Annotated in this window: 23 protein-coding genes, 2 tRNA genes and 2 pseudogenes; 17 read left to right on the plus strand and 10 right to left on the minus strand. The window is 54.1% G+C overall.

Going from position 1 to position 23763, the window contains the following annotated elements:
* The first annotated feature begins 25 nt into the window (after window positions 1-25).
* From Q3O06_RS03960 to Q3O06_RS03970, 3 genes are all read left to right on the plus strand, one after another.
* Window positions 26-101: transfer RNA gene (locus tag Q3O06_RS03960), tRNA-Asn, on the plus strand.
* A gap of 134 nt (window positions 102-235) precedes the next feature.
* Window positions 236-358 (plus strand): hypothetical protein, encoded by a 123-nt coding sequence (locus Q3O06_RS03965; protein ID WP_301817808.1) that lies wholly within the window; start codon window positions 236-238, stop codon window positions 356-358.
* 11 nt (window positions 359-369) lie between these two features.
* Window positions 370-537 (plus strand): MmcQ/YjbR family DNA-binding protein, encoded by a 168-nt coding sequence (locus tag Q3O06_RS03970; RefSeq protein ID WP_301817809.1) that lies wholly within the window; start codon window positions 370-372, stop codon window positions 535-537.
* Window positions 538-690: 153 nt separating this feature from the next.
* Here the strand turns inward: Q3O06_RS03970 and dacB are convergent, their stop codons facing one another.
* On the minus strand, window positions 691-2100 hold the full coding sequence (dacB, locus tag Q3O06_RS03975; RefSeq protein ID WP_301817810.1) for a D-alanyl-D-alanine carboxypeptidase/D-alanyl-D-alanine endopeptidase: 1410 nt from the start codon (window positions 2098-2100) through the stop codon (window positions 691-693).
* A gap of 158 nt (window positions 2101-2258) precedes the next feature.
* Here dacB and Q3O06_RS03980 point away from each other — a divergent pair, with 158 nt between their 5' ends.
* The 4 genes and pseudogenes from Q3O06_RS03980 to Q3O06_RS11210 form a co-directional block, all read left to right on the plus strand.
* Window positions 2259-2831 carry an NADPH-dependent FMN reductase gene (locus Q3O06_RS03980; protein WP_301817811.1) on the plus strand — a complete coding sequence of 191 codons (573 nt, stop codon included), beginning with the start codon at window positions 2259-2261 and terminating at the stop codon, window positions 2829-2831.
* 114 nt (window positions 2832-2945) lie between these two features.
* Window positions 2946-3620, plus strand: coding sequence for a response regulator transcription factor (locus Q3O06_RS03985; RefSeq protein ID WP_301817812.1), 675 nt, complete (start codon window positions 2946-2948; stop codon window positions 3618-3620).
* An 81-nt stretch (window positions 3621-3701) separates the two neighbouring features.
* Window positions 3702-4952 carry a sensor histidine kinase gene (locus Q3O06_RS03990; RefSeq protein WP_301817872.1) on the plus strand — a complete coding sequence of 417 codons (1251 nt, stop codon included), beginning with the start codon at window positions 3702-3704 and terminating at the stop codon, window positions 4950-4952.
* 59 nt (window positions 4953-5011) lie between these two features.
* Window positions 5012-5176, plus strand: a pseudogene (locus Q3O06_RS11210) (two-component sensor histidine kinase); the annotation flags it as partial.
* A gap of 534 nt (window positions 5177-5710) precedes the next feature.
* Here Q3O06_RS11210 and rng read toward each other — a convergent pair.
* Complete coding sequence (rng, locus tag Q3O06_RS04000; RefSeq protein ID WP_301817813.1) at window positions 5711-7204, minus strand: ribonuclease G; 1494 nt, start codon at window positions 7202-7204, stop codon at window positions 5711-5713.
* Window positions 7205-7417: 213 nt separating this feature from the next.
* Between rng and grxC the strand changes: the two genes are divergently transcribed.
* From grxC to Q3O06_RS04020, 4 genes and pseudogenes are all read left to right on the plus strand, one after another.
* A complete protein-coding gene (gene grxC / locus Q3O06_RS04005; RefSeq protein WP_002214462.1) occupies window positions 7418-7675 on the plus strand; it encodes a glutaredoxin 3 in 258 nt (85 codons plus the stop codon).
* A 20-nt stretch (window positions 7676-7695) separates the two neighbouring features.
* Window positions 7696-8139 (plus strand): protein-export chaperone SecB, encoded by a 444-nt coding sequence (gene secB / locus Q3O06_RS04010; RefSeq protein ID WP_002229859.1) that lies wholly within the window; start codon window positions 7696-7698, stop codon window positions 8137-8139.
* Between the two features lie 85 nt (window positions 8140-8224).
* Window positions 8225-10267 (plus strand): ATP-dependent DNA helicase RecG, encoded by a 2043-nt coding sequence (recG, locus tag Q3O06_RS04015; protein ID WP_301817814.1) that lies wholly within the window; start codon window positions 8225-8227, stop codon window positions 10265-10267.
* A gap of 431 nt (window positions 10268-10698) precedes the next feature.
* Window positions 10699-10815: pseudogene (locus tag Q3O06_RS04020) on the plus strand (IS5/IS1182 family transposase); the annotation flags it as partial.
* Window positions 10816-10966: 151 nt separating this feature from the next.
* On the opposite strand, the gene argC reads toward Q3O06_RS04020, so the two are convergent.
* The 3 genes from argC to Q3O06_RS04035 form a co-directional block, all read right to left on the minus strand.
* Window positions 10967-12010: an N-acetyl-gamma-glutamyl-phosphate reductase gene (gene argC / locus Q3O06_RS04025; RefSeq protein WP_301817815.1), complete on the minus strand. Its 1044-nt coding sequence runs from the start codon at window positions 12008-12010 to the stop codon at window positions 10967-10969.
* A gap of 73 nt (window positions 12011-12083) precedes the next feature.
* On the minus strand, window positions 12084-12533 hold the full coding sequence (locus tag Q3O06_RS04030; protein ID WP_301817816.1) for a DUF6636 domain-containing protein: 450 nt from the start codon (window positions 12531-12533) through the stop codon (window positions 12084-12086).
* 4 nt (window positions 12534-12537) lie between these two features.
* Window positions 12538-13758, minus strand: coding sequence for a YihY family inner membrane protein (locus tag Q3O06_RS04035; RefSeq protein WP_301817817.1), 1221 nt, complete (start codon window positions 13756-13758; stop codon window positions 12538-12540).
* A 517-nt stretch (window positions 13759-14275) separates the two neighbouring features.
* Here Q3O06_RS04035 and queC point away from each other — a divergent pair.
* The 6 genes from queC (at window position 14276) to Q3O06_RS04065 (ending at window position 17980) form a co-directional block, all read left to right on the plus strand.
* A complete protein-coding gene (gene queC / locus Q3O06_RS04040; protein ID WP_301817818.1) occupies window positions 14276-14935 on the plus strand; it encodes a 7-cyano-7-deazaguanine synthase QueC in 660 nt (219 codons plus the stop codon).
* 27 nt (window positions 14936-14962) lie between these two features.
* Window positions 14963-15478, plus strand: a complete 516-nt coding sequence (locus Q3O06_RS04045) for a DUF1543 domain-containing protein (RefSeq protein ID WP_301817819.1) — start codon at window positions 14963-14965, stop codon at window positions 15476-15478.
* 6 nt (window positions 15479-15484) lie between these two features.
* A complete protein-coding gene (gene queD / locus Q3O06_RS04050; protein WP_301817820.1) occupies window positions 15485-15907 on the plus strand; it encodes a 6-carboxytetrahydropterin synthase QueD in 423 nt (140 codons plus the stop codon).
* Window positions 15908-16283: 376 nt separating this feature from the next.
* Window positions 16284-16703, plus strand: coding sequence for a hypothetical protein (locus tag Q3O06_RS04055; protein ID WP_042508533.1), 420 nt, complete (start codon window positions 16284-16286; stop codon window positions 16701-16703).
* Window positions 16704-16973: 270 nt separating this feature from the next.
* Window positions 16974-17345, plus strand: coding sequence for a DUF1304 domain-containing protein (locus Q3O06_RS04060; protein ID WP_301817821.1), 372 nt, complete (start codon window positions 16974-16976; stop codon window positions 17343-17345).
* On the plus strand, window positions 17342-17980 hold the full coding sequence (locus Q3O06_RS04065; protein ID WP_301667071.1) for a 7-carboxy-7-deazaguanine synthase QueE: 639 nt from the start codon (window positions 17342-17344) through the stop codon (window positions 17978-17980). The genes Q3O06_RS04060 and Q3O06_RS04065 overlap by 4 nt, the downstream gene beginning before the upstream one ends.
* Window positions 17981-18313: 333 nt before the next feature.
* Here the strand turns inward: Q3O06_RS04065 and Q3O06_RS04070 are convergent.
* From Q3O06_RS04070 to nth, 5 genes are all read right to left on the minus strand, one after another.
* Window positions 18314-18390 (minus strand) — tRNA-Pro (locus Q3O06_RS04070).
* A 225-nt stretch (window positions 18391-18615) separates the two neighbouring features.
* Window positions 18616-19701, minus strand: a complete 1086-nt coding sequence (gene nagZ / locus Q3O06_RS04075) for a beta-N-acetylhexosaminidase (RefSeq protein ID WP_301817822.1) — start codon at window positions 19699-19701, stop codon at window positions 18616-18618.
* 55 nt (window positions 19702-19756) lie between these two features.
* Window positions 19757-21277, minus strand: coding sequence for a Na+/H+ antiporter NhaC family protein (locus tag Q3O06_RS04080; protein WP_301817823.1), 1521 nt, complete (start codon window positions 21275-21277; stop codon window positions 19757-19759).
* Window positions 21278-21478: 201 nt separating this feature from the next.
* Window positions 21479-22978 (minus strand): DegQ family serine endoprotease, encoded by a 1500-nt coding sequence (locus Q3O06_RS04085; RefSeq protein ID WP_301817824.1) that lies wholly within the window; start codon window positions 22976-22978, stop codon window positions 21479-21481.
* Window positions 22979-23115: 137 nt separating this feature from the next.
* Window positions 23116-23745 (minus strand): endonuclease III, encoded by a 630-nt coding sequence (gene nth, locus Q3O06_RS04090; protein ID WP_301817825.1) that lies wholly within the window; start codon window positions 23743-23745, stop codon window positions 23116-23118.
* Between the last annotated feature and the right edge of the window lie 18 nt (window positions 23746-23763).

Genomic DNA, 23763 nt, shown 5'->3' on the forward strand with positions numbered 1-23763 from the left:
TTTCTGTTTTATTATTCGCGCTTATTCCCCGATAGCTCAGTCGGTAGAGCGACGGACTGTTAATCCGCAGGTCCCTGGTTCGAGCCCAGGTCGGGGAGCCAAATTCCAAAACCCTCTAAGTATTTTCTTAGAGGGTTTTGTTTTTGTCAGGGAGTCCGGTACGGCATTCTTTTATGGAGGGAAAGTTGTTGCCCAATCAAGGCGGATTTTAGAATACGTAGAGAAGCAATGCGGCATGGTTCTTATAGAATATCCCGATTCTGTCGTGTTGAGGCATGGTGGGAATAGGGGGAAATGGTATGCACTAATCGGGAGGATTGCCAAAAGCCGTTTGGGTTTGCAGGGGATGGAGGGGTAACATCCATTAATGTGAAGAGTAATCCTGATATGGTTTCCGTTTTGAGGTGGGGAGAAAATTTCTTACTTGCATACCATATAAACAAGCAGCATTGGGTCGGTATCGTGTTGGATTATGGTGCGGAAACGGATGAAATATTGATGCTGTTGGATTGGGGCTACGATTTGATGGAAAAATAAAAATGCCGTCTGGACTTGACTGCACCCTATAAGTTTTGGTATTGCAAGTTCAGACGGCATTTTATCGTGGGTCGGCAGAAATCGGAACAAGGCGGTGAAACTGCAAACTGTACGGCAATGCGGTAACCTGTTAATTCACTATATTTTGTCCGTTCAGGCTCGGCGTTCTTTGCACATCAGTTTCGCATCCAGCCAGCCGTCGCCGCCGGAGATGATGTTTTTGGCGACGAAGTTGTCCAAATCAGGCAGTAGGGAAACGGCACGCCCGCTGTTGATGATGACGATGACGACCATCGGTTTGTCGCCCAGCCAATAACCTGCAAGGGCGCGGACATTGTTGAGCGTGCCGGTTTTCAGGCGCAGCAGCCCGCCGCTTTGTTTGAAGCGGTTGCGTAAAGTTCCGTCTGTACCGGCGATAGGGAGCGTGTCGATGAAATCTTGTGCAAACGGGCTGAAATAAGCCGTTTCCAACATTTGCGCCATCATTCTCGCCGTTACCCTTTCTTTTCTGGACAGACCCGAACCGTTTTCCAAAACCAAATCCGCAACATCGATGCCCGACACGGCAAGTTCACGCCGGACGGCAGACGCTGCCTGTTCGGAAACGGCGGGTAGTTTGCCGTTGCCGCCGAGTTTGAGGAAGACGGAACGCGCAATCAGATTGTCCGAACGCTTGTTCATGTCCGTCAAAATTTCCTTCATCGGCTTTGAGTGTGCAACGGCAAGCGTCTGCGCGCCTTCCGGCGTGTCGGCTATGCCGATGCCGTCTGAAATCCGTCCGCCGCCGAGCAGCCAGTGGTTGGTAAAACTTTGCCGGATCAGTTCGTCAAGCGCGAACATCCGGACACCGACAGGCTTGCCCAAGCAGCTTTCGGGAATATTGCCGCGCAATTTCAGCGTATTGCCCGAAAAAGATGCGTGCATCAGTTTTTTGACCGAAGGGCAGGCGGCTTGGGAGGCGGTAATTTTCAAGTTGTTTTGGGCGAAAATATGCGGCAAAGGCGGATCGGTGAGAATGTCGGTACTGCCGGCGGCATTGCGTTCGGCGCGCACCATAACCATACCGGCAGACAGCATAGTCGGATTGGGGGAAGTCATAAACGGCGAGCCACCGTCGGCTTCAAAATGGTCGGGACTGCCGACTTCGCCCCACAGGCTGTGGTCGAGCATCAGGTGTCCTGTGATATTGAGTATGCCTTTGTCGCGCAACTGTTTTTGAACATCAAGCAGGTTTTCCTGATTGAAAACGGGGTCGCCGCTGCCTGCCCAATACAAATCGCCATCCAGTGTGCCGTTACTCACTTTGCCGTTGCTTTTAAACTCGGTCGCCCAGCGGTAATTGCTGCCGAAGGTTTTGAAGGCGGCAAACGCGGTAACGAGTTTCATCGTGGACGCGGGATTGACGGGGACATCCGCGCGATGGTCGATGACGACCCTGCCGCTGCCGAGTTCTTGGACATATACGGCGATTTCGTTTTGCGGAATGCGCCCCGTATCGAGCGCGTGTGCGGCGAGGGAGGCGAGAAGCAGCAGCAGGGAGGCCGCTGTTTTGGGGAAATTCATAGGTGAATCTGTTACATAAAAAAAGCAATTATAAGGCAAAGCCGGATAAGTGGGAACGCCGTGGCGGCGGGCCGGCTTGTTTGCAGGGGAAATCACATATATAATAATCGTTATCATTATGAAATGATTGAAACGCACAAACTTAATATTCAGGAGGAATGATTGTGGCTAAGAAAATCAGTATTTTGGTGGGCAGCCTGCGCCGTGCTTCGTTTGCACGCAAAGTAGCATTGAATGCGGCGGAGATGTTTCCCGAAGGCTGGCAGGCGGAAATCGTCGAAATCGGACATCTGCCGCTTTACAATTTCGATTATGACGACCCTGCGGTGGAAGATGTGCCGCTGCCCGAAAGCTACACGGCTTTCCGCGAAACGATTAAGGCTTCAGACGGCATTTTGTTCGTTACGTCCGAAAACAACCGCACCGTTCCCGCCTGTTTGAAGAATGCGGTGGACATCGGCTCGAAACCGAATGCCGACGTGGCGTGGAAAAACAAACCGGCCGGCATCATCAGCCATTCCGTCGGCAAGATGGGCGGTTACAGTTCGCAAAAAAACCTGCGCCTTGCCCTGTCTTATTTCGATATGCCCGTAACCGGACAGCCGGAAGTGTTTTTGGGCAATTCGCCGACGCTGTTTGATGAAAACGGCAAGTTGGTTGACTCGGCAAGGGCGTTTGTCCAAGGCTATATCGACCAGTTTGCCGCTTTGGTGGAAAAACACGCCAAGTAGTTTGAACAAGGACAGAAACCGCAGAATTTATGTTCTGCGGTTTTTTGTTGCTGCTAAATTGCGGCTAATTTTGGGGTGTTAGAATAGGCACGGTTTATCTGAAAGGGAAAGTTGATGCGTGTATTGTTGGTTGAAGATGATGCGATGATTGCGGAGGCGGTGTCGGCAAATTTGAAAGACGGCGGCTATGCGGTGGATTGGGTCAAAAACGGCGCGCAGGTTGCGGCGGCGGCCGCTGCACAGCCTTATGACTTGATGCTGCTGGATTTGGGTTTGCCGGGGCGGGACGGTTTGGATGTTTTGTCGGAAATACGCGCGGCAGGCTGCGCCGTCCCCGTGCTGATCGTTACGGCGCGTGATGATTTGTGCAGCCGGCTGAACGGTTTGGACGGCGGTGCGGACGACTATATCGTCAAGCCGTTCGATATGGCGGAGCTTAAGGCGCGGATGCGGGCAGTGTTGCGGCGCGGCGGCGGTCAGGGACGGGTTTGCCTGTCCAACGGCGTGATTTCGCTGAATCCGGCAACGTATCAGGCGGAAATTGTTGCCGAAGGGCGGCAGGTCGCGTTGAGCAATAAGGAGTTTTCGGTATTGCAGGCTTTGTTGGCGAGGCCGGGTGTCATTCTGTCGCGCTCGGATTTGGAGGACAAGGTTTACGGTTGGGGAGAGGAAGTCGAGAGCAATGCGGTGGATTTTCTGATTCACGCGCTGCGTAAGAAACTGGGTAAGGAAAGCATACAAAATGTGCGCGGTGCCGGCTGGCTGATGCCGCGTCAAGATGCCGTCTGAATAGGAACGAAGATGCCGGACCGTTTTTTTAAAATTTTAAAACATTCGCTTCAGGTCAGAATCAGCCTTGCCCTGATTTGGATGTTTGTTCCGCTGGCAATGCTTGCAGGTATGTTTTCCTACTACGAAACCTTCCACGAAACGGAAGAGTTGCAGGACGACCTGCTCCGTCAGGCGGCATTGTACGTCGCCCCCGATTCCCAACCTGAAACTTTGCCCGAGGGCGACGGCGATACGCGTATTTTGGTACAGATGCCGCAGCAGGAAGACCCTGTTGTCAGCCTGCCCGCGCATTTGGCGGACGGTCTGCACACGCTTCAGGCGGACGATGACGACGATTATTACCGTGTCTATATCCGCACGACCGAACAGGGACGGATTGCCGTCATGCAGGAAAACGAATACCGTGAAGATTTGGCGGCGGATGCGGCACGGCAAAGCGTGTTGCCCCTGTTGGCGGCACTGCCGCTGATGATACTGCTGACCGTGTGGATTACGCACAAAGCCATGTGCCCCGTCCGCAAATTGTCGCAAAGTCTCGAACAACGCCGAATCAATGACCTGTCTGCCTTGAGTGTGGACAATATTCCCAGTGAAATCAGAGGGTTCGTAACTGCCATCAACCTGCTTTTGAAACGTGCGGATGAAGACATCCGCCACCGTCAGCGGTTTGTCGCCGACGCGGCACACGAGTTGCGTACGCCGATGACCGCCCTTTCCCTTCAGGCGGAACGGCTCAACAATATGCCTCTGCCGCCCGAAGCGGCGCGGCAGTCCGCCGTTTTGCAGCAGAGCATCAGGCGTAACAAACACCTGCTCGAGCAGCTTTTGGCACTGGCGCGTTCGCAGTCGGACGAAACCCCCTTGGCGAAAACGACATTCGGTCTGCAAAGCCGTTTCCGCCAAGTGTTGCAGGAACTGATGCCGCTGGCTTTGGAAAAACGTCAGGACATCGGTGTGGCGGTCGGAGGCGATTTTGAAATATTTGCCGATGAAACCGAAATCTATACGCTGATTAAAACCTTTGCCGACAACGCGGTACGTTACACGCCGAACGGGGGCAGGATAGATTTGGGTTTCACGGACGAAGGGAAATATCTCGCCGTGTGGGTGGAAGATAACGGGAACGGCATTCCCGAATCCGAACGCGCCCGCGTTCTCGATCCGTTTTACCGTATTTTGGGAACGGAGCAGCAGGGGACGGGGCTGGGGCTGTCGATTGCCGACACGCTTGCCAAAAAATACGGCGGATATTTGGAACTGACCGACAGCCGGAGATTCGGACACGGTCTGCTGATACGCGCGCTGTTGGACAAGGAAGCCCTGAAATAGAAAGATGCCGTCTGAAGGCTTCAGACGGCATTTTGTTACATCAGCACAATATCGTACTGTTCCTGCGTGTAAGCGGTTTCGACCGCCAAAGAAATAAAGAAATCGGGTTGCCGATAAAGCCTGTTGCCACAAAATACGGCGGATATTTGGAACTGACCGACAGCCGTCAGTTCGGGCGCGGGCTGCCGATACGCGCGCTGTTGGACAAGGAAACCCTGAAATAAACGGATGCCGTCTGAAAACAGGTTTTCCGCGAAAGTGCGAATCTAGGAACGAAGAGCCGCAGCGTTATCGGAAATAACCGGAATCTTTCCGCCGTCATTCCCACGAAAGTGGGAATCCGGTTTTTTGAGTTTCGATGATTTTAAATCAATTCTGAAATTTTCATTCCGTCATCTCCGTGAAGGCGGGAATCCGGAAATTTGACGCTAAAGCAACTTATCGGAAATGACAGAAACTCAAAAAACCGGATTCCCGCCTGCGCGGGAATGACGACCCATCAATTGCCCGAAACTATAGTGGATTAACAAAAACCAGTACGGCGTTGCCTCGCCTTAGCTCAAAGAGAACGATTCTCTAAGGTGCTGAAGCACCAAGTGAATCGGTTCCGTACTATCTGTACTGTCTGCGGCTTCGTCGCCTTGTCCTGATTTTTGTTAATCCACTATAAAAAACAGAAACCGAACGGATTGGTTTCCCGCCCGTGCGGGAATCCCTGAAATAGAAAGATGCCGTCTGAAGGCTTCAGACGGCATTTTTTACATCAGCACAATATCGTACTGTTCCTGCGTGTAAGCGGTTTCGACCGCCAAAGAAATCGGTTTGCCGATGAAATCTATCAGCATTGCCAAGGATTGCGATTCTTCGTCGAGGAAAAGGTCGATGACGTTGGGGGCGGCGAGGATGCGGAAACTTTCGGCATCGTAACGGCGCGCCTCGCGGACGATTTCGCGCTGGATTTCATAACACACGGTTTGCGGCGTTTTCAGACGGCCTCTGCCTTGGCAGGAAGGGCAGGGTTCGCAGAGGACTTGGTTTAAGTTTTCGCGCGAGCGTTTGCGCGTCAGCTCGACCAGCCCCAAATGGGTAAAGCCGTGCAGGGTGATGCGCGTGCGGTCGAAGGCGAGGGCTTTGGCAAGCTCTTGCAACACGGCTTCGCGGTGGCTTTCCTGCGCCATATCGATGAAGTCGATGATGATGATGCCGCCAAGGTTGCGCAGGCGAAGTTCGCGGGCGATGGTGTGGCAGGCTTCGAGGTTGGTGCGGAAGATGGTTTCATCGAAATTGCGCGCGCCGACAAAGCCGCCGGTGTTCACGTCTATCGTGGTCATCGCTTCGGTGGACTCGATAATCAGGTAGCTGCCGAAGTTGAGGTTGACGCGCGGTTGCAGGGCGCGGCTGATTTCCTGCTCGACGTTGTGGGTTTCAAACAGCGGGCGTTCGCCTTTGAACAATTCTATCCTGCCCAATGCGCCGTGAACGTATTGTTCGGCAAAACGCGTCATGCGCCCGTGGTTTACGGTGGAATCGACGAGGATTTTTTGCGTGTCGCAGCCGACCATATCGCGCAACACGCGCAGGCTTAAAGGCAAGTCCTGATAAAGCAGGGTTTCCGGCGGTTGGATTTTCGCCTGTTCTTGGATGTGTTCCCACACTTTGGTCAGGTAGTCGATGTCGGATTGTAGCTGTTCGTCGGTGGCGTTTTCGGCGTTGGTGCGGATGATGTAGCCCCGGCATGCCTTTTCCGGCAGGAGCTTGTTGAGACGCTCGCGCAGGTTGCTGCGTTCGGCATCGTCTTCGATGCGTTGGGACACGCCGATGTGGTCTTCTTGCGGAAGATGGACGAGGAAACGCCCCGCCAGCGAGATTTGGGTGGAAAGCCGCGCGCCTTTGGTGTTGATCGGGTCTTTGATGACCTGCACCAAAACCGACTGCCCTTCAAACAGCATATGTTCGATGCGCTGGGTTTCTTCGGGGTTGCGGCGTTGTTCGAGGACATCGACGATGTGTAAAAACGCCGCGCGTTCCAAGCCGATGTCGATAAACGCGCTCTGCATCCCGGGCAGCACGCGGCGCACCACGCCCAGATAGATATTGCCGACCAGGCTGTGTCCGCTGTTGCGCTCGATGTGCAGCTCGCAGATATTGTTTTCCTCCAATACCGCCACGCGCGTTTCCTGCGGCGTGATGTTGACCAATATCGTTTCGGGCGGGCGCGCGATGTCTTTGGGGATGGGGAGTCCTGACAACATGGTTTTTCCTGAAAATGTAATAAAAATATTTTTGCACCCGTTCCGCCGCGCAGCGCGGGTGCAAAAATATTTTTCACAATGCCTATCATACTTTAAAAAAGAAACTTTGACACATTCCGCACATGCCGTCTGAACGTGCATCTGTTCCGCACTTGCCAAACGGGGGAAATGCCCCTATATTGATTATCATTGCAAAATTTTCGGAAACCCAATATGCAGACCGTTACCATGTACACAGGTCCGTTTTGTCCCTACTGCACGATGGCGAAAAGGCTGCTGCACGCGGCAGGTGTCGGACATATCGACGAAATCCGTGTCGATGCAAGCCCCGAAGCCTTCGCCGAGATGCAGCAGCTTTCGGGACAGCGCAGCGTGCCGCAGATTTTCATCGGCGAAACGCACGTCGGCGGATTTACCGACCTCTACCGCCTCCAGCAGGAAGGCGGGCTGGACGGACTGCTGAACCCTTAACCCCCAACTAGGAAAACAAAATGAGCGAAGAACTGCAACCCGTATTCAGCATCGAGCGACTGTATGTCAAAGACTTGTCTTTGGAAGTGCCGCACGCGCCGCAAATCTTTTTGGAACAGGGCGAGCCTGAAGTGGATATGCGCGTTTCCACCGGCAGCCAAAAGCTGGAAGACGGCTACTACAACGTGGACGTTACCGTAACCGTTACCGCCAAATTGGATAACGAGCGCACGATGTTTTTGAACGAAGTAACCCAAAGCGGCATCTTCCGTTTGGAAAACATTCCTGAAGAAGACGTACAACTGCTGTTGGGCGTGGCGTGTCCGAACATCCTCTTCCCTTACGCGCGCGAAGCCGTTTCCAGTACGGTAACGCGCGCCGGCTTCCCGCCCGTCCTGCTCGCGCCGATTAATTTTGAGGCGATTTACCAACAACAGCAGGAAGCCGAAGCCGCCGGGGCTTGATTCCTGCCTGCCGATGCCGTCTGAATCCGTTTCAGACGGCATTTTTGTTTTCGGATAAAATAAGCGCGTCCAAAGGAATCTGCCTATGATGTCGCCCGAAACCCAGAAACAGCTCAAAATCACCGATGTTTCCGCCAAGAAGCTCGACAAACTCAACCTCCATACCGCGTGGGATTTGGTGTTGCACCTGCCGCTGCGTTACGAGGACGAGACGCACATTATGCCGATTAAGGACGCGCCGATCGGCGTGCCGTGTCAGGTTGAGGGCGAGGTTATCCATCAGGAAGTAACGTTCAAACCGCGCAAGCAGTTGATTGTCCAAATCGCCGACGGTTCCGGCAGCGTCCTTTTTCTGCGCTTCATCCACTTTTACGCCAGCCATCAGAAACAGACGGCGGTCGGCAAACGCATCCGCGCCGTGGGCGAAATCAAACACGGGTTTTACGGCGACGAGATGATTCATCCCAAAATACGCGATGCCGAGGGCGGCGGTTTGGCGGAAAGCCTCACGCCGGTTTACCCGACCGTAAACGGTTTGAACCAGCCCACTTTGCGCCGCATTATTCAGACGGCGTTGGACGTTACGCAGCTGCACGACACGTTGCCCGATGCCCTGCTGTGCCGTCTGAAGCTGCCGCACCTTGCCGAAAGCCTGCGCCTTTTGCATTCGCCGCCGCCGAGTTTCACGATTCATCAGCTTTCAGACGGCACGCTGCCTGCATGGCAGCGGCTCAAATTCGACGAACTTTTGGCGCAACAGCTTTCCATGCGCTTGGCGCGGCAGAAGCGCGTCAGCGGCACGGCGGCGGCATTGGGCGGTGATGGTACGCTGACTCAAGCACTGCGCCACGCCTTGCCGTTTGCCCTGACCGATGCCCAAGAACGAGTCGTGTCCGAAATCCGCCGCGACATGGCGCAAACCCACCCCATGCACCGCCTGCTGCAAGGCGATGTCGGCAGCGGCAAAACCATTGTGGCTGCTTTGTCTGCGTTGACGGCTATCGAATCCGGTGCGCAGGCGGCTGTGATGGCGCCGACCGAAATCCTTGCCGAACAGCATTTCATCAAGTTCAAACAATGGCTTGAGCCGTTGGGTCTGGAAGTCGTCTGGCTTTCCGGCAGTCAGCGCAAAAAAGCCAAAGACGAAGCCAAAGCCAAACTCGCCGACGGTACCGTCAAAATCGCCGTCGGCACGCACGCTCTGTTTTCAGACGACGTCGAGTTTCAAAATCTGGGCTTGGTGATTGTGGACGAACAACACCGCTTCGGCGTCGCCCAACGCCTTGCCCTCAAAAACAAAGGGCGCGACGTCCACCAACTGATGATGTCCGCCACCCCCATTCCGCGTACGCTTGCCATGAGTTTTTTCGCCGACTTAGACGTGTCTATCATCAACGAATTGCCGCCCGGACGTACGCCGATTAAAACCCGCCTTGTCAACAACGTTCGCCGCGCCGAAGTCGAAGGCTTCGTCCTCAACATCTGCCGCAAAGGGCAGCAGGCATACTGGGTCTGCCCGCTGATTGAAGAAAGCGAAACCCTGCAACTGCAAACCGCCACCGAAACCCTCGAGCAGCTTCAGACGGCATTGCCCGAACTCAATATCGGACTGGTACACGGGCGTATGAAGGCCGCCGAAAAGGCCGAAGTGATGGCGCGGTTTTCTTCGGGAGAACTGAACGTCCTGGTCGCCACCACCGTTATCGAAGTCGGTGTAGATGTGCCCAACGCTGCTCTGATGGTCATCGAACACGCCGAGCGCATGGGCTTGGCGCAGCTTCACCAATTGCGCGGTCGGGTCGGGCGCGGCGCGGCGGAAAGCGTGTGCGTCCTCCTGTTTGCCGAACCCTTGGGCGAACTCGCCAAAGCGCGGCTGAAAGTCATCTACGAACACACCGACGGATTCGAAATCGCCCGCCAAGACCTCAATATCCGTGGCCCCGGCGAATTTCTCGGCGCGCGCCAAAGCGGCGTCCCCATGCTGCGCTTCGCCAACCTCGAAGAAGACCTGCACCTCTTGGAACAGGCGCGCGAAACCGCCCCTTTGCTGATTGAACAAAACCCTGAAATCGTCGAAGCGCATCTGGCGCGGTGGCTTTCCGGCAGGGAAGGGTATTTGGGCGTGTGAGCAAAATGCCGTCTGAAATATTAGAAAAAAGTGTAACGGAAATCTGATTTTTTATAGTGGATTAACAAAAATCAGGACAAGGCGACGAAGCCGAAGACAGTACAAATAGTATGGAACCGATTCACTTGGTGCTTCAGCACCTTAGAGAATCGTTCTCTTTGAGCTAAGGCGAGGTAACGCCGTACTGGTTTTTGTTAATCCACTATATTATTTTTGACACATTTTCATGATTTTAAATCCCGTTATTCCCAAGTGGGCGGAAATCCGGCAATGGGAAGCCGCAGAGACTTATCGGGAAAACGGCAAGCCCTCCGCCGTCATTCCCGCGCAGGCGGGAATCTAGAAATGAAAAACCACGGTGTTATCGGAAATGATTGAAACCGGAGAAATGACGGAATCGAAGCGTGTGGAAATGTGTCGGAAATTGCTGAAACCAGATAAACTATAGTGGATTAAATTTAAATCAGGACAAGGCGACGAAGCCGCAGACAGTACAGATAGTACGGCAAGGCGAGGCAACGCTGTACTGGTTTAAATTTAATCCACTATAGATTCCCGCTTTTGCGGGAATGACGGTATTTTAGATTGTTGTTTTCGTGGGAATGGATGGGTCAAAAGCCGTCCGAACCCAAAAAAACCGTCGCTTTCAGACGGCATCAAAAACCGCAGGCACGATGCCTGCGGTTTGCCGTTTGCGCTTCAGGGGAGCAGGGGGATGCCGCCCAAGCCGTGTGTTTCCTCCAGTCCGAACATAATGTTCATATTTTGCACCGCCTGACCCGCCGCGCCTTTGACGAGGTTGTCGATGACGGAAAGGACGACCCACACATCGGATTGCGCCGCCTGACGGATGCTGATGCGGCAGATGTTGCTTCCGCGCACGCTGCGGGTTTCGGGTGTCGAACCGGCAGGCAGGATGTCCACGAACGGGCTGTCGCGGTAGTAGTCGCGCAGGACGGTTTCGGGATCGCTGCCGTCTGAAAGGTGGAGGTAAACGGTGGCGTGCATGCCGCGTATCATCGGCGCGAGGTGCGGCGTGAACACGAATCCTTCGGCGATGCCGTCCTGAAGCCCGGCGATGGTCTGCCTGATTTCGGGCAGGTGGCGGTGTCCGGCTATGCCGTAGGCTTTGAAGTTGTCGCCGGCTTCGCACAGCAGCGAACCGACATTGCCTTTCCTGCCCGCGCCGGACACGCCGGATTTGCAGTCGGCAATCAGCGGCATACCGGGCTTCAGACGGCATTGCCGCAACAGCGGCACGAGCGGCAGGGAAACGCAGGTCGGGTAGCAGCCGGGGTTGGCGACGAGGCGTGCCTGTGCGACGGCTTCGCGGTTGAGTTCGCTCAATCCGTACACGGCTTGGGGAATGAGGCCGGGGGCGGCGTGGGTCATGCCGTACCAGTGTTCCCAGGTCGGAATGTCGCGTATGCGGAAGTCGGCGGAGAGGTCGATGACGCGCACGCCCTGTTCAATCAGGCGCGGCGCGTCTTTCATGGCGATGCCGTTGGGTGTGGCGAAGAAGACGATGTCGCATTGTTCCAAACCTGCCTCGTCGGGCGTTTGGAAGGCGAGGCCGTACACGCCGCGCAGACTTGGAAAGTAATCGGCAACTGCGGTCCCAGCTTCGCTGCGGCTGGTTACGGCGGCAACTTCGACATCGGGATGGGCGGCAAGCAGGCGCAGCAGTTCCACGCCCGTGTAGCCCGTCGCGCCGACAATGCCGGCTTTGATTTTTTTGCTCATGGTTTTTCCTTTGTGTGGTTGGCGAGTATGCCGTCCGAACGCTGCAAAACTGCGGTTCGGACGGCATTCTGTTTTAAAACATACGCTGCCATTTGCGGTTGAGCAGGAAGCCGTGTCCGCCCGAATTGGTGCAGAGTACGCCGTTTTCAAGGCTGACGCACTGCCAGCCTTTTCCTTTGGCGGTGTGTCCGTAGGCGAGGACGGGCGGTTCGGGGCTGTACGGATAGTCGCTGTAACAGCTCATGTAGGCTTTCCCTTTGTTGTCGATATTGAACACGTTGCCCCAGTCGAATCCGCATCCTTTGGGTTTCGGCATGGCAGGTTTGATATTGTCGGTTTCGCGGATGAAGCAGGACACGCCGTACCACGGTTCTTCGCCTTCCGGCGGTCCGGTGTCGCCGCCGCAGACGATGTTGCCGCTGGGGGATTGGAAATTGACGGCGAAAATGCCGTCGGGCGCATCGGCGTGTGCCGAAGCAAAGGCGGCTGCGAAGATGAGGATGAGGAGGTTTTTCGGCCGCATCGTTTTATCCTTCGGACGGCGGTTGGGATGGGGAGGGGGCGTTTTTCCCGGTTTGCGCGTCAAACTCTGCCAACGTTATATTTAAAGACTGAAGGCAGGGTTGCACCAGCCTGCCGACGGCTTGTCCGACGGGGTTTTGATTTGAGGCGGAAGGGCGGTACACAAAGCGTTTGAAAAGCGTGTCTAATTTAATGGTATCCGCCCCTGTTTTTAAAACCCAGCCCTGCCGTCCGGAATAAACATAACCGTAGCGTGCCAGTTTTTCCAAGAGCGCGCCCAATTCGTCGTATCCCATACCGATGTGCCGTCTGAACTGCCGGACCCGCAGGGCTTTGCCGCGTTTTTGCGCCGCGTCGAGCAAGAGTAAAATGTCCAACACATCGTCAAAGCTGCCGCGCGCGTCCGCATTTTTCCGAAACGCCCCGCCCTGCCAATACGACAGTGAGGCCGTCAGCACTGCCCCGCCCAATACCAGCGTCCACAACAGGTTTAACCACAGCAGGAAAAACGGCACGGCGGCAAACGCGCCGTAAATCGAGCGGTAGCCGTCGAAACTGTCCATATACCACACAAAAGCCGCGCGCGCGCACCACAGGCACAAAGCCGTCGCCGCCGCCCCGATCAAAGCGTGCCGCGCGGGTACGAAACGGTTGGGGACAAAGCAGTACAGCCCCCACAAAAGCAGCATCGTTCCCAGCGGCATTGCCAGCGGGCGCAGCAGCCACGATTCCCCCCATCCCGCCGTCAGCGAGATGCCCACGCCCAAAAACAGCGGCCCGCAAGTCAGCAGGGCCCAATAAACGAGGAACTGCATCATCCAAGGACGCTGTTCGCCGACGCGCCAAATGCGGTTAAACGCCTGATCTATCGTCCGAACCAGCATCAGCGATGTGGCGAACAGCATCACGCTGCCGATGGCGGTCAGGCTGCCTGCCTGCCGGCGGAACGCGTCGAGGTAATCCAGCACCTTGTCCGCCCCTTGCGGCACGACGGTTTGTTTGACGAAGGACACAAACGCACCCGACCAGCTCTCAAATACCGGAAAGACCGAAACCGCCGCCACCGTTACCGTCAGCACCGGCACCAAAGCCAGTAGCGTGGTAAACGTCATACTCGCTGCCGCCTGCGGTACGCGCTCTTCACTGAAACGGCGGGCGACAAACAGCAGGAAGGCTACGCCGCCGTTTTCCATACCTTTTTGCCAATACTTTGAAAATACCGTCATTTTTATATGTCTGTACCGAACGGAAAGCACAGATTGTAACCGAAACCGCCGCCCCCCCCCAAATCCTGCCCTGTTGCGCCGCAGGTGCGGATCCGGATGAAAACAAGCCGAAGCCTTTGCTGGCGCATCGCTTATGGGGGGGCTTCGTTTTCAAATGCCGTCTACAAAATGAATAAGCCCTCGATTTTTTTATTTTGACGGCGTTTCAATACTGAAAAATAATTGCCTTTTCCCCGGCAAATAGTCGGAATCGGCGGATGGTTCAGACGCAGCCTTTATTTTTTCCCAATATCGGCAAGGTCTTGGCCGGTTGGGGGCGGCGCATCGTGATGCGTCAAATTCCGCGAACAGGCTGTTTTTAGGAGATTTCAAGCTGTGCCGTTTCCCGGCCGGATGCCACGGCGGCTTCAGACGGCATCGGCGGCGGTACGCAGTCCGCATTCGGAGTTTGTTATAATCCGATTTTTCCAACTTCGCGGTTCGCAAACCTCCCGCGTTACCAAAACTAGGATTCGATATGTCAAACCAAAAAGCCTTGGTCATCTTCTCGGGCGGTCAGGATTCGACCACCTGCCTGATTCAGGCAATCCAAACCTACGGGCGCGAAAACGTCCAAGCCATCACCTTCCGATACGGGCAACGCCATGCCGTCGAGCTGGAACGCGCAGAGTGGATCGCGCAGGATTTGTGTGTCAGTCAAACCGTACTCGATTTGAGCCTGATGCGGCAGATTACGCACAACGCCCTGATGGATGAAGCCGCCGCCATCGAAACCGCCGGCAACGGCGTTCCCAATACCTTTGTGGACGGGCGCAACGCGCTTTTCCTGCTTTACGCCGCCATTTTTGCCAAAGGGCAGGGGATACGGCACATCATCGCGGGCGTGTGCGAAACCGATTTTTCCGGCTATCCCGACTGCCGCGACGTGTTCGTCAAATCAATGAACGTAACCCTCAATCTGGCGATGGACTACGATTTTCAAATCCACACGCCGCTGATGTACCTGACCAAGGCGCAAACGTGGGCGTTGGCGGACGAAATGGGCGCGCTGGACTATATCCGCGAGCAGACCCACACCTGCTACAACGGCATTGTCGGCGGCTGCCACGAATGCCCGAGCTGCGTGTTGCGCGAGCGTGGGCTGGCGGAATATCTGGAAAGTAAAAAGGCCGTCTGAACGCGCGCAAAGCACAAGGAATACGATATGCCCAAGCTCCATATGTTTTATCTCGGCGGCAATGCCGGCCGGTCGAATATCGAAGTGCACGACATCCAATTTGCCGTGTGCGACGATTACCGCGAAGCCGTCCCCGCGCTCAAAGCCGCATGGTTCGGCGATGCGGACAAAATCCACATCGACGGCTGGCAGATTATCGAATGGGCGGATGGTTACGACATCGCCGTATCCGAAACGCCCAAAACGGAAATGCCGTCTGAAAACGCCCCGCGCCTGTATTTTGCCAATGTCGGCGGTTATCGCGCGGGGCAGCTTGCCGAGGCGCACGCGTTCGGGCTGTTCGCCGCAGCCACGCCTGCCGAAGCCAAACAAAAAGCCCTGCAAACCCTGTTGACCGACTATGTTCAGCAGCATAAAGACAACTTGAAAGACGTGGACAACCTGCTTGCGCTCGACCGCATCGGCAATTTCCATATCCTCCTGACCCCGAATCTGCACGGCAAACCCGCCGAAATCGGCTTTCAGGGCTATTTGCCCATTTGAGAACCCATGAAAATCACCAAAATCTTCACCTTCGACTCCTCGCATATGCTCGACGGGCATGACGGCAAATGCCAAAACCTGCACGGGCATACCTACAAACTCGAAATCACCGTTTCAGACGGCATCGTCAGGGGCGGGCCGAAAGACGGTATGGTGATGGATTTCACCGACCTTAAAGCCATTGTGAAACAATATATTACCGACCCTTTCGACCACGCGTTTATCTACCACGGCGACAATGGCCGCGAATGCCAAATCGCCGCGCTCTTGGAGGGCTGGAACATGAAAACCCTGCGTCTGCCCTGCCGCACCACTGCCGAAAATATGGCGATCGAAATGTACGACCGTTTGAAAAACGCAGGGCTGAACGTGTACAGCGTGAAATTGTGGGAAACGCCGACATCGTGTGCGGAGTATGAAGGGGGGTAGGGAATATCTTGAACGTATCGATATAGTCAATTCAAATAAGGAATGCCCGATCGCGTCATTCCCGCGAAGGCGGAAACCCGGACCTTGGTTTTTCAGGAATATTTAAAAATTGCAGCAATTCCAACTCTTTGGATTCCCGCCTGCGCGGGAATGACGGTGTGGAGCGTCCTTATTTGAATTTATAGTGGATTAGATTTAAACCAGTACGGCGTTACCTCGCCTTAGCTCAAAGAGAACGATTCTCTAAGGTGCTGAAGCATCAAGTGAATCGGTTCCGTACTATTTGTACTGTCTGCGGCTTCGTCGCCTTGTCCTGATTTTTGTTAATCCACTAGTGGTACAAAATTCAAGATAGATTTCAAAGGGAGAGTTAATATTGTTAATTAAAAAAATAATTTTATGGGTAGTTATGACTTTATTTTGGATTTTCATTTTTTATCCAAATGAGAAGGAATTATCAACAAAACGATTTATTTTTGAGAAGTCATACAGTTATAATTCTGGCATACCATTTAACTATTTCTTAATAGATAAAAATCAGAATTCCATTATTTATTTCTTTATTAATAACTATATAGAAGAGGGTAACTTTATTTATTTTTCATATATTGATGGAGGTATTGTGCATGATTTCTGCTATACAAATAAAAAGTTAAAGCTATTACGTATTAACAAACTAACTGATAGTATAGAAAATGCTCAAATAAATAAGCACCAAATAGTTTTTGATAAAATTAATAAAATAAAATACAGTGATTTAACATGGTTGCAAAGTGAATATAATAGATGCAAGTAAATTTCTGTATTGATTATTTATTGGAAAAATTGCATTGTTTACACTTTTTTCATGCTGATCAGTGCACAGGTAGGGGGCGTGCTGGGGCAGAATGCGGTGGAGAATAATGCCCTAGACCGTTTGGACGGATTCACACCCGGCGAACGAAGCCTGAGAGCCAGAGCAGATAAGATCTACCAATATACCGTAAAACGGTTTTTTCTCCTGCACGGATTCCCCGTCTTTTCAAACGGCATTCCATCTCAAACGTACCCATTAAAAGGAACACCCATGAAACTCCTCTCCACCATTCTCGTTCTCCTCGTCGCCGCCGAACATTTCTACATCGCCTGGCTTGAAATGACGCAGATTCCCAGCGAAAAGGCGGCGGAAACGTTCAAGCTGCCTTATGAATTTATGGAACAAAAGCGCGTGCAGACCCTGTTTGGCAACCAAGGGCTGTACAACGGCTTTCTTGCCGTCGGGCTTTTGTGGGCGCAGTTTGCCGCGCCGGATAACGCGGTGTACGGCGCGACGGTGCTGTTTCTCGGTTTCGTATTGATTGCCGCCGCATGGGGCGCGTTCTCTTCCGGCAACAAAGGCATACTCGTCAAACAAGGTTTGCCCGCGATGCTGGCAGCGGTGGCGGTATTGGCGGTATGAAAAAAATCAATGTTGCCCCCGGAAATCCGCAATACCGCATCGTCGAAATTTTTGAAAGCCTGCAAGGTGAAGGCTGGAACACGGGCATGCCTGCCGTTTTCGTCCGCTTGGGTAAATGCAATCTGGCGTGCGGCTGGTGTGATACCGATTATTTGACATTCGGCATGATGAGCCTGTCCGACATCTTAGGTCGTCTGAAAACCTACACCGCGCGCAATATCATCATCACCGGCGGCGAACCGACCATCCAGCCGCATCTCGATATGCTGCTGGACATGCTCAAGGCGGAAGGTTATTTCCTCTGTATCGAAACCAACGGACTCAATCCCGCGCCGCCGCAAATCGACTATGTCGTCACCAGCCCCAAAGCCTGCTATGCCGCCAAATACGAAAAAAGCTGTATCGAAACAGCCGACGAAGTGCGGATTGTTGCCGACGGCGATGTCGTCGGGTTCTGCGAAAATATGGAACGCAAAATCCGTGCGCGCCATTACTACCTTTCGCCCTGCGAACAAAACGGTGCGATGAACATCTACGACACCATCCGCCAAATCGGTATCTTAAACAGCCGCCCCGACACCCCCGTGCATTGGCAGTTGAGCGTGCAGACGCACAAATGGGCGGGGATAGAGTAGTTTAAGTAGTGTAACTCAAAGGGTCGGCGTACCGTTTTGCCGATGTTTGACATACGGGAAGTGTACCGCTTCCGCGTGAAACTGCCGGCATTTCCGCTGCCTAATTGGTTCGGAACCTTACTGAATAAGATGCCGCCGTTGGGTACAAGCTCGGCTTCCTAAATTCCGATAGTCTTTTGAACCTTGCCGATACCCTTTGTCAGTGCGCGCAAATGGCAGGGTTAGGGAAAACGAAATGCCGTCTGAAACAGAATGCTGTTTCAGACGGCATTTTTCTGTTGACGTCAAAAGGGAAAAACCGCCCCGGCAATGGATGCCGAGGCGGTTTGGATTTGGTCGGAATGAGAGGATTCGAACCTCCGACCCCTTCGTCCCGAACGAAGTGCGCTACCGGGCTGCGCTACATTCCGAATTAAGTAAGGCGTGATTATAGCGCAAAAAATACGGCGTGCCTATACCGTTTTGCCTTTTTGCCGCGTGTCGGGCGGATTTAAAACGCTGTGTTTGAATACAGTGTTGATAAGCATCCTTATATTAAAGTAATTCAATAAGATAACTTTCTACCTGACCGAAAAAAATCATTGCCTTTCCCTGACAAACGGTTGAAATCGGCAGATTGTTGAAACGCAGCCGATTTAAAAGGCTTCGCCGACTTTTACGCCGCCCGCCGTGTCCTGAGGCGAAGTCAAACGGGAGGTCAAGGCTTGCGCCGCTTGAAAATCCGCCGTCTGCATCACGGCTTGTGCTGCCTCATGACCGAGCGAGTTTTCCATGTATTGCCAACGTCCGGCCAAATCCGGGTTGTCGGGAATGGTGAAACCGTCGCGCAATTCATCGACCAAGTCGGGACGGTTGCAGACCAATATGATGTCGCAACCTGCTTCAAACGACAGTCGGGCGCGTTCTTTGATGCCGCCTGCCCCGCACGCGCCCTCCATAGTCAAATCGTCCGAGAAAATCACGCCTTTGAATCCGATGTCGCGGCGCAAAATCTGTTTGAGCCAGATTTCGGAAAACCCGGCGGGCTTGGCATCCACTTGCGGATAAACGACGTGGGCGGGCATAACCGCCGCCATACCTTCGCGGCTCATAATGCGGAAAGGGATGAGGTCGGCGGCTTCGAGTTCGGACAGGCTGCGCCCGTCTTCGGGCAGCACCAAATGGCTGTCCCCTTCGACAAACCCGTGTCCGGGAAAATGTTTGCCGCAGGATTTCATGCCGCCGCGATTCAAGCCTTTTTGCAGGGCGAGGGCGAGGCGGGTTACGGCTTCGGGGTTGCGGTGGAAGCTGCGGTTGCCGATAACGGGGCAGTTTCCCCAGTCCAAATCCAAGACGGGCGTGAAGGACAAATCGATGCCGCAGGCGGAAAGCTCGGTTGCCAAAACCCGGCCGACTTGTCCGGCGGCGGTTTCGGCGGTGGACGCGCCGTCTTTGTCCCAAATTTGCCCTAAAACGTTCATTGCGGGCAGGCGGGTGAAGCCTTCGATAAACCGTTGCACCCTGCCGCCCTCGTGATCGACGGCGATAATGAGTTCGGGTGTGCGCAGGGCTTTGATTTCGGCGGTAAGTTCTTTGAGCTGTACGATATTTTGGAAGTTGCGGCGGAAGAGGATGACTCCGCCGATTGCGGGGTCGAGCAGGCGTTGTTTTTCTTCTCCGGTCAGGCGGAAGGCGGCAATGTCTGCCATGATGGGGCCGCGCGGAATGTGGGGAACAGTCATTTCGGTTTGCTCCAAAAAGCTTCAGACGGCATATGCCGTCTGAAAAGGGGGGAAATCAGGCGATGGTGCGTTTTTTATCTTTCAAGATGAAAATCAGCACAGTCAATACAATGCCGGTCGTGCCGAAGCCCAACAGCGCGGACTTGGTCATGCCCAATGTGAGGTAGCCCGATGCGGCGGCGGCGGCAACGGTCAAAGCGTAAGGCAGTTGCGAGGTAACGTGGTCGATGTGGTTGCAGCGCGCGCCGGTGGACGACAGGATGGTCGTGTCGGAAATGGGCGAGCAGTGGTCGCCGCATACTGCCCCCGCCATCACGGCGGACATACACGGGATAATCAGTGAGGGATCGACTTTGACTGCCATGGCGGCGGCAATCGGCAGCATAATGCCGAACGTCCCCCAGCTTGTGCCTGTGGCAAATGCCATCACGCTGGCGAGCAGGAAGAGGATGACGGGCAGGAAGCCGGGATGGATGTTGCCCGCAACCAGCGTGGAGAGGTAGTCGCCGGTGTGCATTTCGCCGACAACCGTACTGATGAGCCAGGCGAGGATTAAAATGGCGATTGCGCCGAACATAGATTTCGCACCCTGCCAAACGGCTTTGGGATAATCGGACGCTTTGATTGTGCCGAACGTGCAGAGGACGACGGCAAGCACGCCGCAAGTGCCGCCGAATACCAGCGAAGTGTTTACGTCGGTATTTTCAAATGCCCCCAAAATGCTGAAGGTTTCGCTTGCCTGCGCGCCGGTGTAGATCATGGCGGAAACCGTTGAGGCGATTAAGGCCAAAACGGGAATAATCAGTGCGTAAACACGACCTTTGGTAGCGTCTGAAGCGGCAGTTTCGTCGTAGGCTTCGTTCAACGCCGCCTGTTCGAAACGCGCCATCGAGCCAATGTCGAAGGAAAACCATGCGACGACGAATACCATAATCAGGGCAAACAGTGCGTAATAGTTCATCAGGCTCATGGCGACAAACGTCCCCATCGGCGTGTATTCGGTGATTTTGTAGGTAACGAGCAATCCGGCAAGCGTGGCGATAATCGATGCACCCCAGCTTGAAACGGGCATCAGTACGCACATAGGCGCGGCGGTGGAGTCGAGGATGTAGGCGAGTTTGGCGCGGGAAACTTTAAACTTGTCGGTAACGGGGCGGGCGATCGCACCGACGGCGAGACTGTGGAAATAGTCGTCGATAAAGGTTACGAACACGAGGCAGGCAGTCAGCATTTTCGCGCCGCGCCGGTTTTTAATGTGCCGTTTTGCCCAGTCGGCAAACGCCTGATTGCTGCCGGAGTAGGTCAGCAGGGAAGTGAAAATGCCCAAAAGTATCAGGAAAACCAAGATTTTTGGTTTGCCCAACGACCAGTCGCCGTCTGCCCAAGCCAAGCCGACGACCATGTCTTTCAGGTGTGTCAGACCGTCGACGGGGTTGCCGCCGACCAAAAAGGCAACGCCGACCAAAATACCGATGCCTAAAGACAGCATTACGCGGCGGGTAATGACGGCAAGTGCCAGTGCCAAAAAGGGTGGCACAACCGAGAAAAATGAATGTGAATAGTCAATCAGCTGCATGGTTTATGGGGTGTCAAGCGTCCGGATGGGAGGGTATCTGTCCGCCTCCGGTTTGGGTTTTGTTGGCAAAATGGGCGGAAATATTTTTTATCGTGAAAAATATTTGTTTAAAATCAACCAACTGATTTTTGTAAAATGCCCGTTAATCGGTATTGGCGGGCATTTTATCATTTAAAAAATATTTTGGTTAAATTATGTGTGTTATTGCAGGTTTAATGCGATGAACAGCGTGTTGCCACGGCGCATGACCAGCAGGGGGACGTTTTTGCCCGCCTTGTCCATCGCTTTGCGGAAACCGTCTTCGTCATTGACGGGGACTTGCCCGACGGCGAGGATTTCGTCGCCGCGCCTCAAGCCTGCGCGTTCTGCCGCGTCGGAAACCCGTACGACGACGAGGTGTCCGCCGCTGCTGTCGGTATGTGTCTGAAGGGTAATGCCTGCGGATTCGACCGAGAACGTACCGGATTGCTGTTCGGTGTAGGGGGCTTCATCTGTTTTGGATGATGCGCCGGTATGCTCGGCGGCGTTGCCCAGCTTGATTTTGATTGTGATTTCTTCGCCTTTGCGCCATACGCCGAGGCTGACTTCTTTTCCCGGTGTAATGGCACCGACCATGACGGGAAGGTCTCCGGAAGAACGTATTTCTCCGCCGTCGAGGCTGAGGACGATGTCGCCCGCCTGCAGGCCGGCACGTTCTGCGGGGCTGCCGGGCAGGACTTTGGCAATCAGTGCGCCGCCGGCTTTATCCAGACCGAACGACTGTGCCAAACCGTAGGATACTTCCTGAATGATGACGCCCAGTTGCCCGCGTTGGACTTTGCCGGTGTTTTTCAGTTGTTCGGCAACATTCATGGCAACGTCAATCGGGATGGCGAAGGAAATGCCCATAAATCCGCCGCTGCGGCTGTATATTTGCGAATTGATGCCGACGACCTGTCCTTTTAGGTTGAACAGCGGGCCGCCGGAGTTGCCCGGATTGATGGCAACGTCGGTTTGGATGAAGGGTGTGTAGCTTTCGTTGGGCAGGCTGCGGCCTTTGGCGGACACAATGCCGGAGGTAACGCTGTTGTCGAAGCCGAAGGGTGCGCCGATGGCGGCTACCCATTCGCCGGGTTTCAAATCTTTGGGATTGCCGATTTTGACGACGGGTAGCTCTTCCGTTGCATCGATTTTCAGAAGGGCGACATCGGATTGGACATCCGAGCCGATGAGCTTGGCGGTATATTCGCGCTTGTCGTTGAGCAGGACCTTGATACTGCCCATGCCGGTAACGACGTGCGTATTGGTCAGGATGTAGCCGTCTTTGCTGATGATGAAGCCGGAGCCGAAGTTCAATCCACCGTCATCTGCTTCTTCTTGGGGGATTTCGGGCATATTCGGGACGAGGCGTTTGAAAAATTCGTAGAACGGGTCGTTGTCGGCAATCGGGTCGGAATCGTTTTCGGCATTGCCGCTGCCGTTTTGGGCGCGTGGGGCGGGGGCTGCCTGAATATTGACGACTGCCGGACCTTCACTTTGAACCAATTGGGCAAAGTCGGGCAGCAGCATGCTGACGCTGCCGTCGTCTTTGGTGTGTTCGATGCGTTCTACGAAGGATGCTTCTTTTTTGTCCGCACCGAAAAAGCTGCCGGCTTTGTCGCAGCCTGCCAATGCGGCGGCGCACAGGGTTGCCAAAGCGAAGTATTTGTATTTTTTGAACACGTTTCGTCCTTTGTTTCGTACCGATATTGACTTCAATGCCGTCTGAAACGCATGTTGTCGGTTTCAGACGGCATAGAGTGAGATTTTACAACGTTTGTCTGAATTTTCAAGCATTTCATTATTAAAGGGGAGACCCGTCAGGATTTGGCGGGATATTCGCACAGGTCGTTGATGATGCAGGTTTGGCATTGCGGTTTGAGTGCCTTGCAGGTGTAGCGTCCGTGCAGGATGAGCCAGTGGTGCGCATCCATCAGGAACTCTTTGGGGATGAAGCGCATCAGTTTGTCTTCGACTTCGCGAACGTCTTTTCCGGGTGCGATTTTGGTTCGGTTGGACACGCGGAAAATATGCGTATCGACCGCCATGACGGGATGGCAGAACGCCGTGTTCAATACCACGTTTGCCGTTTTGCGCCCCACGCCAGGCAACGATTCCAAAGCCTCGCGGTCTTCCGGCACTTCGCCGTTGTATTTTTCCAGCAGGATGCGGCAGGTTTGCATAATATGTTTGGACTTGGTTTTGTAAAGCCCGATGGTTTTCGTGTATTCCATCACGCCGTCCAAGCCCAAATCCAGCATTGCCTGCGGCGTATCGGCAACCGGAAACAGCTTCGCCGTCGCCTTGTTTACGCCGACATCGGTCGCCTGCGCCGAAAGCAGAACGGCAATTAAAAGCTCGAAAGGGGAGTTGAAATTCAGCTCGGTGGTCGGATGGGGGTTGGCGGCGCGGAAACGCTCGAAGATTTCTTGGCGGATTTGTCTGTTCATTTTTTTGTGCAGTCGGTT

Source organism: Neisseria maigaei (assembly GCF_958267405.1).
Lineage (GTDB): Bacteria > Pseudomonadota > Gammaproteobacteria > Burkholderiales > Neisseriaceae > Neisseria > Neisseria bergeri.

Excerpts from the sequence above, each read along its gene's own strand:
- Q3O06_RS03965 (WP_301817808.1), top strand. The coding sequence starts at position 236 with ATGGTTCTTATAGAATATCCCGATTCTGTCGTGTTGAGGCATGGTGGG.
- dacB (WP_301817810.1), bottom strand. The coding sequence starts at position 2,100 with ATGAATTTCCCCAAAACAGCGGCCTCCCTGCTGCTGCTTCTCGCCTCC.
- Q3O06_RS03980 (WP_301817811.1), top strand. The coding sequence starts at position 2,259 with ATGATTGTGGCTAAGAAAATCAGTATTTTGGTGGGCAGCCTGCGCCGT.
- Q3O06_RS03985 (WP_301817812.1), top strand. The coding sequence starts at position 2,946 with ATGCGTGTATTGTTGGTTGAAGATGATGCGATGATTGCGGAGGCGGTG.
- Q3O06_RS03990 (WP_301817872.1), top strand. The coding sequence starts at position 3,702 with ATGTTTGTTCCGCTGGCAATGCTTGCAGGTATGTTTTCCTACTACGAA.
- rng (WP_301817813.1), bottom strand. The coding sequence starts at position 7,204 with ATGTTGTCAGGACTCCCCATCCCCAAAGACATCGCGCGCCCGCCCGAA.
- grxC (WP_002214462.1), top strand. The coding sequence starts at position 7,418 with ATGCAGACCGTTACCATGTACACAGGTCCGTTTTGTCCCTACTGCACG.
- secB (WP_002229859.1), top strand. The coding sequence starts at position 7,696 with ATGAGCGAAGAACTGCAACCCGTATTCAGCATCGAGCGACTGTATGTC.
- recG (WP_301817814.1), top strand. The coding sequence starts at position 8,225 with ATGATGTCGCCCGAAACCCAGAAACAGCTCAAAATCACCGATGTTTCC.
- argC (WP_301817815.1), bottom strand. The coding sequence starts at position 12,010 with ATGAGCAAAAAAATCAAAGCCGGCATTGTCGGCGCGACGGGCTACACG.
- Q3O06_RS04030 (WP_301817816.1), bottom strand. The coding sequence starts at position 12,533 with ATGCGGCCGAAAAACCTCCTCATCCTCATCTTCGCAGCCGCCTTTGCT.
- Q3O06_RS04035 (WP_301817817.1), bottom strand. The coding sequence starts at position 13,758 with ATGACGGTATTTTCAAAGTATTGGCAAAAAGGTATGGAAAACGGCGGC.
- queC (WP_301817818.1), top strand. The coding sequence starts at position 14,276 with ATGTCAAACCAAAAAGCCTTGGTCATCTTCTCGGGCGGTCAGGATTCG.
- Q3O06_RS04045 (WP_301817819.1), top strand. The coding sequence starts at position 14,963 with ATGCCCAAGCTCCATATGTTTTATCTCGGCGGCAATGCCGGCCGGTCG.
- queD (WP_301817820.1), top strand. The coding sequence starts at position 15,485 with ATGAAAATCACCAAAATCTTCACCTTCGACTCCTCGCATATGCTCGAC.
- Q3O06_RS04060 (WP_301817821.1), top strand. The coding sequence starts at position 16,974 with ATGAAACTCCTCTCCACCATTCTCGTTCTCCTCGTCGCCGCCGAACAT.
- Q3O06_RS04065 (WP_301667071.1), top strand. The coding sequence starts at position 17,342 with ATGAAAAAAATCAATGTTGCCCCCGGAAATCCGCAATACCGCATCGTC.
- nagZ (WP_301817822.1), bottom strand. The coding sequence starts at position 19,701 with ATGACTGTTCCCCACATTCCGCGCGGCCCCATCATGGCAGACATTGCC.
- Q3O06_RS04080 (WP_301817823.1), bottom strand. The coding sequence starts at position 21,277 with ATGCAGCTGATTGACTATTCACATTCATTTTTCTCGGTTGTGCCACCC.
- nth (WP_301817825.1), bottom strand. The coding sequence starts at position 23,745 with ATGAACAGACAAATCCGCCAAGAAATCTTCGAGCGTTTCCGCGCCGCC.